Source organism: Streptomyces sp. NPDC048504, from assembly GCF_043200035.1.
Classification (GTDB): domain Bacteria; phylum Actinomycetota; class Actinomycetes; order Streptomycetales; family Streptomycetaceae; genus Streptomyces.
The window spans coordinates 1-14,475 of record NZ_JBICXA010000031.1 but is presented as its reverse complement, the minus strand read 5'-3'; the positions used below and the strand labels follow the sequence as shown (position 1 = coordinate 14,475).

The window sequence follows — 14,475 nt, the reverse complement described above, 5'->3', positions numbered from 1 at the left end:
TGAGCGCCATTGTGTGGATCGCCGCCGGATCACTCGCCGCCTGGCTGTGGCTGCTGCTCTGTCAGGGCTTCTTCTGGCGCACCGACATCAGACTCCCGGCCCGGACCTACCCGGACGACTGGCCGTCGGTGTGCGTGGTCGTCCCGGCGCGCGACGAGGCCGCCGTACTGCCCGAGAGTCTGCCCTCGCTCCTCGCCCAGGACTATCCGGGGCGGGCGGAGATCTTCCTTGTCGACGACGGCAGTTCGGACGGCACCGGGGAACTGGCCCGTGAGCTGGCGTCCCGGCACGGCGGGCTGCCGCTGACCGTGGACTCCCCCGGCGAACCACCCGCGGGCTGGACGGGCAAGCTGTGGGCCGTACGGCACGGCATCGGTCTGGCACGCGCGCGTGAGCCCGAGTACCTGTTGCTGACGGACGCGGACATCGCGCATGCCCCGGACAGCCTGCGGGAGTTGGTGGCGGCGGCCCGCACCGGCGGCTTCGACGCCGTGTCGCTGATGGCCCGGCTGCGCGTGGAGAGCCCGTGGGAGCGGCTCGTGGTGCCGGCGTTCGTCTACTTCTTCGCGCAGTTGTATCCGTTCCGCCGGATCGGCAAGCGCTCAGCGCGGACGGCCGCCGCGGCGGGCGGCTGTGTCCTGCTGCGCACCGACGCGGCCGAGCGGGCACGGATCCCGGACGCGATCCGGCAGGCGGTGATCGACGACGTGGCGCTCGCGCGGGCCGTCAAGGGCGGCGGGGGCCACATCTGGCTGGGGCTTGCCGAGCGGGTGGACAGCGTGCGCCCGTATCCGCGGCTGCACGACCTGTGGCGGATGGTCTCGCGCAGCGCCTACGCGCAACTGCGGCACAACCCGCTGCTCCTCCTCGGTACCGTCCTCGGGCTGACGCTGGTGTATCTCGTGCCGCCGGTGGCCCTGTTCACCGGTCTGGCCGTCGGGAGTACTGCGACCGCGGTCCTCGGCGGTCTCGCGTGGCTGGTGATGACGGGGACGTACGTCCTGATGGTCCGCTACTACGGGCAGCCGCTGTGGCTCGCTCCCCTGTTGCCGTTCACCGCGTTTCTGTACCTCCTGATGACCGTCGATTCCGCGGTGCAGCACTACAGGGGACGCGGTGCGGCCTGGAAGGGCCGGACCTACGCACGTCCGGACGCCGTCGTCGGCGAGGAGAGCTGAGCGCTCACTTGCGACCTGGGGTCCAGTTCATGCCCCACCCGTAGACGCGGTCGACGGTCCGCTGCGGGCTGACCCCACGGTCGGGGACGAGGTAGCGGGCCTCTCGCTGAACGACGAGATCGCCCCCGGTGTTGGTGATCAGGGCGAGCGCGCACACCGTGGAGGGCACCGTGCACTCGTCGAGCGAGAAGTCGATCGCGGCGCCGTGCTGCGGCTGGAGGGTGACCGTGGCGTGCAGGTCGGCGAAGGAACGGGCCCCTTCGTAGATGGTCACGAAGACGAGGATGCGCCGGAAGTCCTTGATGTGGTCGAGGTTCACGGTGAGGTTCTCGCCGCTCGCCGACGCGCCGGTGCGGTCGTCGCCGTCGAGGTGGATGTACGGGGGCCGCTGCAGGGAGCCGTACGCGTTGCCGAGGGCCTGGACGACACCCTTGCGGCCGTCGGCGAGTTCGTACAACGCGCACAGGTCGAGGTCGAGGTCCGCGTGCATGGCGACCGCGCGGCCGCGCTTGCTGCCCCAGCCCGAGAACTGCTTGCGCACTTCCCAGTTGAGGTTCACGCGCATGGCGCCCGAGGTGCCGCCCTGCTTGGTCAGGGAGACCGAGGGTGCCGCCTTGGTGAGCGTCACCTTGGACAGCCGCACGGGGGCCGCCGAAGGGGGCGGGCTCACCGGAGGCGCGACCGGAGGAGGCATGGTCACGGGCGGCTGGACCGGCGGCGGCAGGTTCACGGGCGGCCCGGCGGGCGGCGGCATGGTCACCGCCGGTCCCGCCGACGGTGGCATGGTCGCGGCCGGTGCCGCCTGCTGGGGCTCGTCCACGGTGATGCCGAAGTCGGTCGCCAGGCCTTCGAGTCCGCTGTCGTAGCCCTGGCCGACGGCCCGGAACTTCCAGGCGCCCTGGCGGCGGTAGAACTCGCCGAGCACGAAGGCGGTCTCGACCGTCGCGCCCGTGCTGTCGAAGCGGGCGACCGCGGTGTTCTGCACGGCGTCCCGGACCTCGATGTACAGGTCGGGGACCCGGCCGAACGTTCCGCCGTCGGCGGAGGCGGCGAGAACGATGCGGTCGACGGCCGGCTCCACGCGCGCGAGGTCGACGAGCAGGCTGTCGGTCACCTTCCCGCCGGCGTTGCCCTTGCCCTCGTGGCGGACCGCGCCGGAGGAGTGCTCCGGCTGGTTGTAGAAAACGAAGTCGCCGTCGGAACGGACCTTCCCGTCGACCAGCAGCAGCGCCGAGGCGTCCGCGTCCGGGACTCCGGGTCCGGACCGCCAGCCCAATTCGACGCGCAGTGCCGTCGTCGGCACCGGAACATTCGATCCCTTCGGCATCGACATGCTTGCCCCCACATCACGTGTCGCCGTGCCAGGACACGCCCCGGCAGCCCATCAGGTGTCTACCCGCACAACCTATTCCCCGGGGCGGCGAACGCCCATCAGGAGCGCGTCAACACCGTCGGCCAACCGCTGGTAACCCGCCGGGAACTAGGCTTTTACCCGATCCGAACACAGGTCGATGCCCTTTTTTGACAAGTTCGCTCGCATTGGGGATCCCGTGCCACCCCCGACACGGAAAACAACCCTCTAATCGGTCTCCCCAACCAGCACATCGTGGGCTTAACTTATGTGCCATGACCTCCCCCCGCTCCACTTATGGCGGCGGCTACTACTCCGCCTCCTTCCCGGACACCCCGATCTACGACTCCCTCGTGGCCGAGCGGGGTACCCCGCAGATCGCCCCGATCCGGGTCCCCGCCGCCTACGACATGCCGGGGAGCAACCTGCCGGCGCTGCCGTCGGCACTGCCCGCTCTGCCGGCGGGCCCCTCGCAGAACTACGGCTATCCGCAGGCACAGCAGCCCGCCCCGCTGCAGCAGGCGCCCGCCGCCTACATCCCGCAGCAGGCACCGCCGCGCGGTTACCCCGGGCAGCAGCAACAGCAGCCGCGCCCGATGGCGGCTCCGGCCGGCTACGAGGCGATGCGTCCGGCGGCTCCCCGCCCGGCCCCGGCCCCGTACCAGCAGGACCCGTACAACAACCAGCAGCAGTACCGCGGCGGTTACTGATCCGCACCCTGCGTTGTCGGTGCCACCTGGCACGATGGAGCGATGGGGAATGCGGAGCTGCGGTCGATCCACGTTCATCCGGTCAAGGCGCTCCGGGGCTTCTCGCCCCGGGAGGCTCTCGTGGAGCCTTGGGGACTGGCCGGGGACCGACGCTGGGTGCTGATCGACGACGGGGGAAAGGTCGTCACGCAACGCGAGCACCCGCGTCTCGCGCTGGCCGCCGCCGAGCTTCTGCCCGGCGGCGGTGTTCGTCTGTCCGCGCCCGGCCACGACCCGCTGACCGTGGCCGTTCCGGAGCCGGTCACCACCGTGGCGACGGAGATCTTCGGTACCAAGGTCGACGCGGTGCCGGGGCCGGACACCGCGCACATCTGGTGCAGCGACTACCTGGGCTCCGCCGTACGTCTTGTCCACATGGACGATCCCGCCACCCGCAGGCCCGTCGACCCGGCCTACGCGCTTCCCGGTGAGACCGTCAGTTTCGCCGACAACTATCCGCTGCTGCTGACCTCCGAGGCCTCCCTCGACGCCCTCAACTCCCTTGTCGCGCAAGGGGATCACCCGGACGAGGGCCCGCTGCCCATGAACCGGTTCCGGCCCAATGTCGTCGTCGCGGGCACCGAGGCCTGGGCCGAGGACGACTGGTCGGACGTCACGATCGGCGAGGTCGCCTTCCGGGTCGCGAAGAAGTGCGGGCGCTGCGTCGTGACCACCACCGACCAGGGCACCGCCGAGCGCGGCAAGGAGCCCCTGCGCACCCTGGCCCGGCACCGCCGTATCGACGGCAAGCTCGTCTTCGGGCAGAACCTGCTCCCCCGGTCGACCGGCACGATCCGTATCGGTGATCCGGTCCGGATCCTCGCGTAGGCGGAGATCCGCCGAGAGCGCACGAGGTTCCGCCGAAGAGCGCGTGAGGCGGGAACCCTCCCCGTGGGCCCGGTCGTTGAGATCCCGTGAGAAGTTCATGAGAGGCCGGTGAGAGGTGATTTCGCTCTCTCTTTGCCGGGGCTCTTGGGTGAACGGCCACGCCTGGAGTTATCACGGAGCGGGAAGGGGGTGCGGGACGGTGGGAGCAATCAGGGGCCTGTGGCGTTGGCGGCGCAATCCGCTGCGTCGCGCGACCGATCTGGTCGAGGCCTGGCTGGCCCTCGTGGTCCTGCTGCTGGTCCTGGTCGCCGCACCCGTCATCGGCTCGCTCGTCGGCGCGGTCGCGCAGGACAGCCTGCAGCGGTCGGTGCGGGAGCAGCGCGCGGTCCGGCACGTCGTGACGGCGACGGTGGTCAAGAAGCTGAAGGGGGCCGAGCTCAACCCCGACCCCGACTCGTCCACCGCGCGGGACATCCGCAGCAAGGTCCTCGCCGACTGGACCGCCCCGGACGGCACCGCCCACCACGGCGCGGTCATGGCCAGCCTCAACACCCCGCACGCGGGCGACCACTTCAGGCTCTGGACGGACCAGCAGGGACACATAGTGGCCCGCCCGCTGGACTCGGCCACGGCGACGACGCACGCCGTGCTCGCCGGGCTCGGCGCGGCACTGCTGACGGCCGGCCTCGTCGACAGCGGCAGACGGTTCGTGCTGTGGCGCATGGTCCGCCGCAGGTACGCCCGTTGGGACCGGGCGTGGGAGCGGGCGGGCCCGGACTGGGGCCGGACCGGCACCGGCAGCTGACAGCCTTCCGGCTCTGGTCAACCCACCGCCCGCACGCACGCTACGGTGGACCGGCGAAGGCTTCGGCATCAACCCGCGTACCACGAGGTGGGGGCACAGCAGCGCCATGGCACAGGGCACGGTCCAGGTGACGCACACCGGTACATCGCGGTGGCGGCGCCGCACAGGTGAGTACGCGTCGCTCGCCGCCGCCCTGGAGGCCGCGGCCGAGGGCGACGTACTGACTGTCGCTCCCGGCACCTACCGGGAGAACCTCGTGGTCCAGCGGTCGGTGACCCTGCGCGGCCCCGAGGGTTCGCCCGGCTCGGTGCGCATCGCGCCCCTGGACGGCGTGCCGTTGACGGTCCGCGCCTCGGCGATCGTCCAGGACCTGCATGTCGAGGGTCAGGACTCGGCCGCTCCCGCCCTCCTTGTCGAGGACGGCGCACCGGAGTTGACGGACCTTCGGATCGTCACACGGTCGGCATCCGGCATCGAGGTCCGCGGCGGTGCCCGCCCCACCGTGCGGCGCTGCACGGTCGACAATCCGGCCGGCATCGGGATCGCCGTACTCGACGGCGGTGGCGGGGTGTTCGAGGAGTGCGAGGTCGTCTCGGCCGGCCAGGCCGGCGTCGCGGTCCGCGGCGGCGGCCACCCGCGTCTGGAGCGCTGCCGCATCCACCACGCGTCGGGGGTGGGTCTGTCGGCGACGGGCGAGAACTCCGCGCTGGAGGCGGTGGGTTGCGAGGTCTACGAGACGCGGGGCAGCGGCGTCCAGATCACCGGCCGGGCCACCGCACACCTCACCGACTGCGATGTGCACCGTACGACCGCGGACGGCGTCACGCTCGACACCGATGCGGTGTTGACGCTGGCCGACTGCCGCATCCACGACATCCCGGAGAACGCGGTGGATCTGCGTTCCCGTTCGGTGCTGACGCTGACCCGGACGACGGTGCGTCAGTTCGGGCGCAACGGACTGTCGGTGTGGGACCCGGGCACGCGCGTGGACGCCAACCAGTGCGAGATCTTCGACAGCACCGGCGACTACCCGGCGGTGTGGGTCAGTGACGGCGCGACCGCGGTCCTCGACTCGTGCCGGGTGCACGACGTACCGGACGCGCTGTTCGTGCTCGACCGCGGTTCACGCGCGGACGTCGTCGACAGCGACATCTCCCAAGTACGCAACACCGCCGTGTCGGTGAGCGACGGTGCGACCGCGCAGCTCGACGACTGCCGGATCCGGGACGCGGCCACGGGCGCGTGGTTCCGGGACCACGGCAGCGGCGGCACCCTGAACAACTGCACCGTGGACGCCACCCAGACCGGCGTCATCGTCACCAAGGGCGCCGACCCCACCATCGAGCGCTGCACGGTCGACTCCCCCGCCGAGGCGGGCTTCTACGTCTCCGCGGGCGGCCGGGGCACCTTCCTCGGCTGCCGAGTGACGGGCAGCGGCGGCTACGGCTTCCATGTGATCGACGGCTGTCGTACGACGCTGAAGAAGTGCCGTACGGAGCGGTGCGCGCGCGGCGGTTACGAGTTCGCGGACGCCGGACCGGACGCGGCGCCCGGCACGGGACCCGTCGTCGAGGACTGCACCAGCGACGAGAGCGGCCTCAAGCCGCCCACCGCTCACGAGACAGCCGTGGAGACGGCAAGCCAGTCGACCAGCGTGCTGGGCGCGATCCCCAGCCAGCGCACGGCCGAGCAGGACCCGCTGATCACCGCGACGGACCCGGAGAAGGAGTCCCGCTCCTCCAAGGCCGTCCTCGGTGAACTCGACGCACTGGTCGGCCTGGACAGCGTCAAGCGCGAGGTGCGCGCCCTCACCGACATGATCGAGGTGGGCCGCCGCCGCCAGCAGGCCGGCCTCAAGGCGGCCTCCGTCAAACGGCACTTGGTCTTCACCGGCTCCCCCGGCACCGGCAAGACGACGGTCGCCCGGCTCTACGGCGAGATCCTCGCCTCCCTCGGAGTCCTGGAGAAGGGCCATCTCGTCGAGGTGTCCCGCGTCGACCTGGTCGGCGAGCACATCGGTTCCACCGCGATCCGCACCCAGGAGGCCTTCGACAAGGCGCGCGGCGGAGTCCTGTTCATCGACGAGGCGTACGCCCTCTCTCCGGAGGACTCGGGACGCGACTTCGGTAAAGAAGCCATCGACACGCTGGTGAAGCTGATGGAGGACCACCGCGACGCGGTCGTGGTGATCGTCGCGGGCTACACGGCGGAGATGGAGCGGTTCCTGTCCGTCAACCCCGGTGTGGCGTCCCGTTTCTCACGGACCATCACCTTCAGCGACTACAACCCCGAGGAACTGCTCAGGATCGTCGAGCAGCAGGCCGAGGAGCACGAGTACCGGCTGGCCGAGGGCGCGTCCGAGGGGCTGACGAAGTACTTCACGGCGATCCCGAAGGGCGCCGCGTTCGGCAACGGCCGTACTGCGCGGCAGACCTTCGAGGCGATGGTGGAGCGGCACGCGAGCCGGGTCGCCCAGTTCGAGGAGCCGAGCACGGACGACCTGACCCTGCTCTACGCGGAGGACCTGCCCGAGCTGCCCTGAGGCGGCACCTCGGGCCGCAGCCGGGCCAGCAGCCGCTCGCGTTCCTCGGCGAACGCCGGGTCGGCCTGGTAGTCGGAGTGGCCGAGGATCGGCGCGGGCAGCGGATGCCGTGCCGTACGGCCGTACTCCAGTGGGTCCTTGAGGGGTGGTTCGTGGTCGACCTCGGGGCCGCAGTCGCCGGACACGCGCACCGGGCCGCCGATGGGGTCGGTGAGCCGGTACAGATTGCGCCAGCAGTCGACCTCGCGGTGCAGCCGGGTCATCGCGGCCGGTCCGAAGTGGGCCGGGAACCAGCGGCCGTAGAGGCGCTCCAGGGGTGAGCCGTAGGTGAGCAGGGCTACGCGTTTGCGCTGGGCGGGCTTGAGTTGCCAGGCCGCGGCGGCCGCGAGGACGCTGCCCTGGGAGTGGCCGGAGATGACGAGACGGCCGCCGGTGGCGCGGGTCCAGGTGGCCATCCGCCAGGTCAGGTCGGGGACCGCGCGCTCGGCGTAGCAGGGCGGGGCGAAGGGGTGGGCGGCGCGCGGCCAGAAGGTGCCGACGTCCCACAGGATGCCGATCGTGCGCCGCGCGGAGGCGTCCTTGTAGGCGCGCCTGCCCCAGGTGACGAAGAGGATGAAGCCGAGTCCGATCAGCCAGGAGCCGAGGCCCTGCGAGGTCTGGGCGGCGCCGTGCACGAAGGCGTGGCCGTCCTCGCCGGCGCGTTCCGGTGTCCTGTCGGTGGCGAAGGCGCCGACGAGCGCACCGGCGCCCAGGAGCAGGGTCGCGGAGGAGATGACGGCGACGAGGAGAGGTCCACGGTCCGTGAGCGCGGCCATCGCGCGCGTGCTCGCGATCTTGGCGGTGCGCGCCCGGTCCTTCCGCCCGCCCGGATAGTCGCGCGCCACCGCGGCCAGTTCGCTACGGCGCAGCCGCCAGGTGCGGTGGCCGATTCCGGCGCAGAGGACGAGGACGACGACGAGCAGTGTCGGGATCACCGAGGCCTGCCAGGTGAGCAGGACGGGCGGGCCCGCGATGGAGGTGCCGGTGCCGTCCAGCCAGTCGGAGACCCGCTGCGAGACCCCGCCGGACATCACGCCACCGAGGGCGCAGGCCAGCATCGCCACGGCCGGTCCGCCGAGGCCCCGCATCGCGGAGCGCGGATCGGGGCGGGTGCGGTGCAGGAGATGGGCTACGACGGCCAGGACGACCACCAACAGGCCCTGCACCAGGGCGATTCCGCCGAACGTCGTGTCGCCCGGCAGCCGCCCGGACGACTGCCATCCCGGGCGCGACCAGCCGGCGTACAGCAGCGCGAGGGCGAGCAGCAGGAGTGCGCCGAGCGGCAGGCGGCGTACGAGACGGCGGTCGAGGGCCTGGTCGAGGCGGTTCTCGCTGCGGCCCCGACGGCACACTACGTAGACCACGACGAAGGCGAGGCCGCCCAGTGCGGTCTCCAGGAGTGTGCCGAGGCGGGCCAGCGGGTCGGAGCCGTCGGGCCCTCGGTCGAAGCGGGCCGCCGAGACGGTGACGGCCGCGGCGACCGTGAGGAGGCCGGCCGCCGTGTGCGCGGCGCGCAGTCGGGCGACCAGACGGCGGCCGTACCAGAACCCGGGGCGGCCCAGGGAGCTGCGGTCGGGCTCGTCGTCGGGTTCCGCTCTGCGGGGTATGGGCTGCTGGGACTCGTACTCGCTCCAGGTGCGGCGCGAGAGGTACCAGAGGAGGACGGTGAGCGCGGTCGGCACCAGGGCGGCGAGCGCGAGGCGGCGGCCGGGGCGGCTCCACCAGCTGTCGTGGGACATCGCGGGCGACAGGAAGCCCAGCCACGTGTGCCGTTCGGCGCACGCGCGCGTGCCGGCGCACTGCCAGGCGGCGAGGTCGAGGGCGACCTCGCAGGCGGCCGCGACGAGCAGCACGGTCAGGGTCAGTCCCGCGAGGCGTACCAGCAGGCCGTAGAAACGCACCGTCCGTTTCCGGTCGCGGGCGGTGGGGCGCATCCAGTGCGCGAGGTTGACCACCATGAACGGCAGCAGCAACAGCCACAACGCGCGCGTGCCGTTGCCGGAGGTGAGGTTGCACCAGACGTAGGCCTCGCGGATCGGACCGGTGCGCTGGTCGGCGGGCCGGGACTCGGCGTCGACGTCGGCGGCGCGCCGGAAGACGGCCGCCGTGTCGTCGCCGGTGATCCGCACCGTGCGCGGATCGCCGAGCATCTCCTCGGGCGTGGTGCCGCCGACTCCGTGGACCAGGAGTTCCAGGGCGGGTTCGGTCTGTTCGGGCCGTCCGGCAAGCGTCTTCGCCTCGCTCGTGACGGCGTGTTCCTGTACACGCTCCACTGTTCGCACATCCCCCGTGACGCACTGTCTGGCTGTGTCCGTGTGCACACCAGGATCGTCCTTTCCGGCGCGTCGCACACGCCCCGTCACCGAATCTCCCCGATCCGTGTGACACGCGAGCGACGGATGATGACCGAATGACATGTGCGCGTCGGGACAGGCGGTGGCGCGGTGCTTGCGGGGGCGTGCGAGGATTGGGGCGTCCGCGCACCGCCGCCGGGGAAAATGTCCTGGTCGGGGCAGGCGCGCGGGCAGTCTGACGGGTTGCGGCGAAAGGACCGGAGCGTACGTGAGTGAGAATCAGAACCTCCTCGCGGAGCAGCGGCGCGCCTTGATCCTCGACGAGGTCCGGCGCCGCGGTGGCGTCCGCGTCAACGAACTGACCCGCAAGCTCGGCGTGTCGGACATGACCGTGCGCCGCGATCTCGACGCGCTGGCCCGCCAGGGCGTCCTGGAGAAGGTGCACGGCGGAGCGGTCCCGGTCGTCGAGGCGAGCACGCACGAGCCGGGCTTCGAGGCGAAGTCGGGCCTGGAGCTGACCGCCAAGGAGGACATCGCGCGGGCGGCGGCGGAATTGGTGGCGCCGGGTACGGCGATCGCGCTCTCGGGCGGTACGACGACGTACGCGCTCGCGCATCACCTGCTTGAGGTCCCCGACCTCACCGTGGTCACCAACTCGGTGCGGGTGGCTGACGTGTTCCACGCGGCGCAGCGGACCTCGGGGCAGCGGCAGGGCGCGGCGACGGTCGTGCTGACCGGCGGAGTGCGCACCCCCTCCGACTCGTTGGTGGGCCCGGTGGCCGACCAGGCGATCGCGGCGCTCCACTTCGACATGCTGTTCCTCGGCGTGCACGGCATATCGATCGAGGCCGGCCTGTCGACCCCGAACCTCGCGGAGGCCGAGACCAACCGCCGGCTCGTGCAGTCCGCGCGGCGGGTCGTGGTCGTCGCCGACCACACCAAGTGGGGGACGGTGGGCCTGAGTTCGTTCGCCGCGCTGGAACAGGTCGACACGCTCGTGACGGACGCGGGGTTGCCCGCGGAGGCGCGCGCCGATATCTCTGAGCATCTACGGCTCGTGGTGGCGGGCGAAGTTGATGACGGGGCAGACATCTGACGGGTCGCCAGCTACCGTGACGCCACCCACCCCGATCAACTTCCCTTACCTGTCAAGGGGGTTCGCGTCCATGGCCAACCAACTGCGTCCCGTCGGGCTCGACTTCATCGACACCGCTCCGGTGCGTCTGGTCTTCACGCAGGAGATGTCAGCGGCGCCGGACGCGGTCTTCCACGCTCTCAACGACGACGTGCCGGGGTGGGCGGAGTGGTTCTCGGCCGTCACCAGTGCGCGGTCCGTCGACGACGGGGCCGGGCGTGACATCCGGCTCACGGGTGGCGGGCACTTTCGCGAGACGGTGATCGCGGCGAAGCCGGCGGAGGTGTACGCGTATCGGGTCGACGTCACCAACGCGCCGGGCGCCCGTGCGATGGCCGAGGAGTGGCGGTTGAGCCCTGCGGGGAGTGGGACTCGGGTTCAGTGGACGTTCGCCGCGGATGGGACGGCGTTGTTCAGGGGGGTTGTGCGGGTGGCTCGGGCTGGGTTGGGGCGGGCGTTCAAGGGTGCGGTGATGGCTTTGGACCGGCGACTAGTCGGATAGAGGTTTCACGGGAGTACGTCGTCTGCGGCTGCGTGGGGGCTGGTCGCGCCCACGCGGCGGAGCCGCAAATCGATACAGCCTCGCGCCCCTAAATGGGGCACCCCCTAAACGGTGTTCATCAACTCAGGTTGGCCATACTCCCGTTGCCAAAAGCGAGGTGATCGCCTTGCTGTACGGGGTGATGTCCAGGCCCTGTTCCGCGAGCCACGTGTCCGAGTAGTACTTGTCCAGGTAGCGGTCGCCCGGGTCGCACAACAGGGTTACCACGCTGCCCTGTTGGCCTGTCGCGACCATCTCGGCGATGATTTTGAGGGCGCTCCAGAGGCCGGTGCCGGTGGAGCCGCCCGCCTTGCGGCCGATGGCTTGTTCCAGGGCTCTCACGGCGGCGACGCTGGCAGCGTCGGGGACCTTCATCATGCGGTCGATGGCGCCGGGGACGAAGCTCGGTTCCATACGGGGGCGGCCGATGCCCTCGATGCGGGAGCCGCAGTCGCGGGTGACGTCCGGATCGCCGGTGGTCCAGCCCTCGAAGAAACAGGAGTTCTCCGGGTCGGCGACACAGACGCGGGTGTCGTGCTGCATGTAGTGGACATAGCGCGCGAGAGTCGCCGAGGTACCGCCCGTGCCGGCCGTCGCGACGATCCACGCCGGCTCCGGGAAACGCTCCAACTCCAGCTGGCGGAAGATGGATTCGGCGATGTTGTTGTTGCCGCGCCAGTCCGTGGCCCGCTCCGCGTACGTGAACTGGTCCATGTAGTGGCCGCCGGTCTCCACCGCGAGGGTGGCCGACTCCTCGTACATCTTGCGCGGGTCGTCCACGAAGTGGCACTGCCCGCCGTGGAATTGGATCAGGCGGATCTTCTCGGCGCTGGTCGTGCGCGGCATGACCGCGATGAAGGGCACCCCGATCAGTTTGGCGAAGTACGCCTCGGAGACCGCCGTGGAACCGCTGGACGCCTCGATCACCGGGCGGGCGGGCCGGATCCAGCCATTGCAGAGGCCGTAGAGGAAGAGGGAGCGGGCGAGGCGGTGTTTGAGGCTGCCTGTGGGGTGGGTCGACTCGTCCTTCAGATACAGGTCGATGCCCCACTTCTCCGGGAGCGGGAACCGGAGCAGGTGCGTGTCGGCGGAGCGGTTGGCGTCGGCCTGGACCTTGCGGACGGCTTCTTTCAGCCAGCTCCGGTAGGCGGCGTCGCTGCGGTCGACGTCGAGGGTGGCACCGGTCAGGGCCTGGGGGGTGGTGCTCACGGCGGGGCTCCTTACACGTTGCGCCGACGGCGTCTCGCGCGGCCGACGCTTCGATCATATGCACCTTCCGCACGCTTCTCACCTGCATAAACATGCCTTTGGGCGACTCAAAGGCGGCCCTGGGGCAAGGGTTCGGTGGGCTCGTGACGGGTTTGCGACGCCTTTGCTGCGGGTTTGCGATCGGCCGCCCGTGGGGCCCGGGGGCGCACTCGTGCGAGTGCTTCGGATACTCACCGTGACCGAGCCGTGCGTACTGGTGCTCGACGGCCTCGGCGGGCAGACTGCACCGCAGCGGGACGAACGTCCTGAACGGGGGCGCACACTGGATCACCAGATGTCCTGGACCAAGGGGGCGGGGAAGCATGGCGGAGCCGGAGTTCACGGCCACGGGCGTGCGGATCGGGAAGCGGCTGCGTTCGCTCACCCGGGCCGGACAGGTCCGGATCAATGACGGCAGGCTTGAATTGCTCACCAGTTACGGCAGCGAGATCGACAGCGCGCCGGTGCAGGCGGTGCGTGCGTCGAAGCCCTGGTTCGCCCCTGAGGATCGGGCGCTGGCCGACCTCAACGGCAACAGGTATCTGTTGACCCTCGGCGAACACGACCCCGCGCCCGGGCAGCCGGGCCCGCCCGCCGCACGCCGGTTCATCGAGGCCGTGCGCAAGGCGGCCGGGCGGGGCGGGTGAACCTCGCGGCGGGTTCTCCGTGCGGCGGACCATCCGTGTGGTGGAGTGGCCGTGCGGTGGAGTGGCCGTGCAGTGGAGTGGCCGGTGCGCGTGGTGGAGCGACCGGGCCGTGCGGTGGAGTGGTTCGTCCGGGGCACGGAGTGATTCGCGCTCGCCGTGCAGCGGCTGTTCCGCGCCATTGAGGAGCAGTAGCCGACCGCGAGTTGCGGGACCGCGGCCCCTGAGTCACTCTGGTCTCACGTCACTCTGGGTTTACCGGCGATAACGCTGCGAACCAGCCCGCCGGACACAACAGCAGGCGGCCGTTTCTTCGACCACCCTGCTGGATCCGAACTCCGTGTTCTTCCGGACCTCAGTCGGGGAGTCGCAGCCGTGATCAGTCACCCAAGCAGGCACTGCACGGTGGAGCTCCAAGCCCTGCCGTCGCGGATCGGCCAGGTCCGCAGAATCGTCTCTGCGCAATTGCGCTACTGGCATCTGGATCCTCTGATAGACCGGGCCGCGCTCGGTGTCACAGAGCTTCTGACCAACGTCCACCGGCACGCGCAGCCCGACAAGACGTGCGTCGTCGAGATCGAGCTGCTGCTGGACCAGCTCATGGTCTCGGTGCGCGATCGCGATCCCCGGCTTCCCGTGGTGGGCGACATCGACGAGGTTTCGCCTACGGCCACTTGTGGGCGGGGGCTCGCGATGGTCGCCGCGGTGAGCGAGAACTGGGGAGTGCGGCCGGACGGTGAGTCCGGCAAGGTCGTGTGGTTCACGCTCACCGCGCCCTCGTCCGCGACGGCTACGCCGGCTCGTCCGCCGCGCCGTACGGCCGCGCAGAAACCCGCGCACCGGTTCGTCACCGAGGTCGAGCACCCGGTCGACGGCCACCGGCCCCAACACGCTCCCGCCCGGTCCGCCGTTGCCGGTTGATCGGGCGGTGATTCGTTATGGGTTGCGGGGGGGGTGCTCTTATCTGTTCGGTCAAGGTCTGCGGGCTTGGTCAGGCGGCTTGTTCGTGTGTCGGCTCGTAGATGACGCGGTGTTTGAGCATGGCGTGCAGGACATCGATCCTGCGGCGGGTGAGGCAGATCAGGGCGGCGTTGTGGCGTTTGCCTTCGCCGCGTTTCCTG

12 protein-coding genes and 1 pseudogene are annotated in these 14,475 nt (G+C 70.7%); 9 read left to right on the top strand and 4 right to left on the bottom strand.

Annotated features, from left to right (window positions below):
* The first annotated feature begins 11 nt into the window (after positions 1 to 11).
* Entirely contained in the window at positions 12 to 1,178 is a 1,167-nt protein-coding gene (locus ACGFY9_RS47390; RefSeq protein WP_393765218.1) for a glycosyltransferase, read from the top strand.
* A gap of 4 nt (positions 1,179 to 1,182) precedes the next feature.
* Here the strand turns inward: ACGFY9_RS47390 and ACGFY9_RS47385 are convergent, their stop codons facing one another.
* Positions 1,183 to 2,505, bottom strand: coding sequence for a TerD family protein (locus ACGFY9_RS47385; protein WP_393765216.1), 1,323 nt, complete (start codon positions 2,503 to 2,505; stop codon positions 1,183 to 1,185).
* A 299-nt stretch (positions 2,506 to 2,804) separates the two neighbouring features.
* Here ACGFY9_RS47385 and ACGFY9_RS47380 point away from each other — a divergent pair, with 299 nt between their 5' ends.
* The 4 genes from ACGFY9_RS47380 (at position 2,805) to ACGFY9_RS47365 (ending at position 7,453) form a co-directional block, all read left to right on the top strand.
* A complete protein-coding gene (locus ACGFY9_RS47380) occupies positions 2,805 to 3,239 on the top strand; it encodes a DUF6643 family protein (RefSeq protein WP_019058096.1) in 435 nt (144 codons plus the stop codon).
* A 42-nt stretch (positions 3,240 to 3,281) separates the two neighbouring features.
* Entirely contained in the window at positions 3,282 to 4,106 is an 825-nt protein-coding gene (locus ACGFY9_RS47375; protein ID WP_393765128.1) for an MOSC domain-containing protein, read from the top strand.
* Between the two features lie 199 nt (positions 4,107 to 4,305).
* Positions 4,306 to 4,911 (top strand): hypothetical protein, encoded by a 606-nt coding sequence (locus tag ACGFY9_RS47370; RefSeq protein ID WP_393765126.1) that lies wholly within the window; start codon positions 4,306 to 4,308, stop codon positions 4,909 to 4,911.
* 106 nt (positions 4,912 to 5,017) lie between these two features.
* Positions 5,018 to 7,453, top strand: a complete 2,436-nt coding sequence (locus ACGFY9_RS47365; RefSeq protein ID WP_393765124.1) for a right-handed parallel beta-helix repeat-containing protein — start codon at positions 5,018 to 5,020, stop codon at positions 7,451 to 7,453.
* Here ACGFY9_RS47365 and ACGFY9_RS47360 read toward each other — a convergent pair.
* Entirely contained in the window at positions 7,423 to 9,765 is a 2,343-nt protein-coding gene (locus ACGFY9_RS47360) for a hypothetical protein (RefSeq protein ID WP_393765123.1), read from the bottom strand. The two genes, ACGFY9_RS47365 and ACGFY9_RS47360, sit on opposite strands and share 31 nt — an antisense overlap.
* Before the next feature lie 289 nt (positions 9,766 to 10,054).
* Between ACGFY9_RS47360 and ACGFY9_RS47355 the strand changes: the two genes are divergently transcribed.
* Positions 10,055 to 10,882 (top strand): DeoR/GlpR family DNA-binding transcription regulator, encoded by an 828-nt coding sequence (locus tag ACGFY9_RS47355; RefSeq protein ID WP_393765121.1) that lies wholly within the window; start codon positions 10,055 to 10,057, stop codon positions 10,880 to 10,882.
* 70 nt (positions 10,883 to 10,952) lie between these two features.
* Positions 10,953 to 11,423 (top strand): SRPBCC family protein, encoded by a 471-nt coding sequence (locus ACGFY9_RS47350; RefSeq protein WP_393765119.1) that lies wholly within the window; start codon positions 10,953 to 10,955, stop codon positions 11,421 to 11,423.
* A 123-nt stretch (positions 11,424 to 11,546) separates the two neighbouring features.
* On the opposite strand, the gene ACGFY9_RS47345 is transcribed toward ACGFY9_RS47350, so the two are convergent.
* Positions 11,547 to 12,671, bottom strand: a complete 1,125-nt coding sequence (locus ACGFY9_RS47345) for a PLP-dependent cysteine synthase family protein (protein ID WP_393765117.1) — start codon at positions 12,669 to 12,671, stop codon at positions 11,547 to 11,549.
* 362 nt (positions 12,672 to 13,033) lie between these two features.
* On the opposite strand from ACGFY9_RS47345, the gene ACGFY9_RS47340 reads away from it, so the two are divergent.
* Together ACGFY9_RS47340 and ACGFY9_RS47335 are read left to right on the top strand one after the other, a co-directional pair.
* Positions 13,034 to 13,357: a hypothetical protein gene (locus tag ACGFY9_RS47340; RefSeq protein ID WP_019058105.1), complete on the top strand. Its 324-nt coding sequence runs from the start codon at positions 13,034 to 13,036 to the stop codon at positions 13,355 to 13,357.
* Between the two features lie 372 nt (positions 13,358 to 13,729).
* Entirely contained in the window at positions 13,730 to 14,275 is a 546-nt protein-coding gene (locus tag ACGFY9_RS47335) for an ATP-binding protein (protein ID WP_393765115.1), read from the top strand.
* Positions 14,276 to 14,345: 70 nt separating this feature from the next.
* On the opposite strand, the pseudogene ACGFY9_RS47330 reads toward ACGFY9_RS47335, so the two are convergent.
* Positions 14,346 to 14,475, bottom strand: a pseudogene (locus tag ACGFY9_RS47330) (IS110 family transposase); the annotation flags it as partial.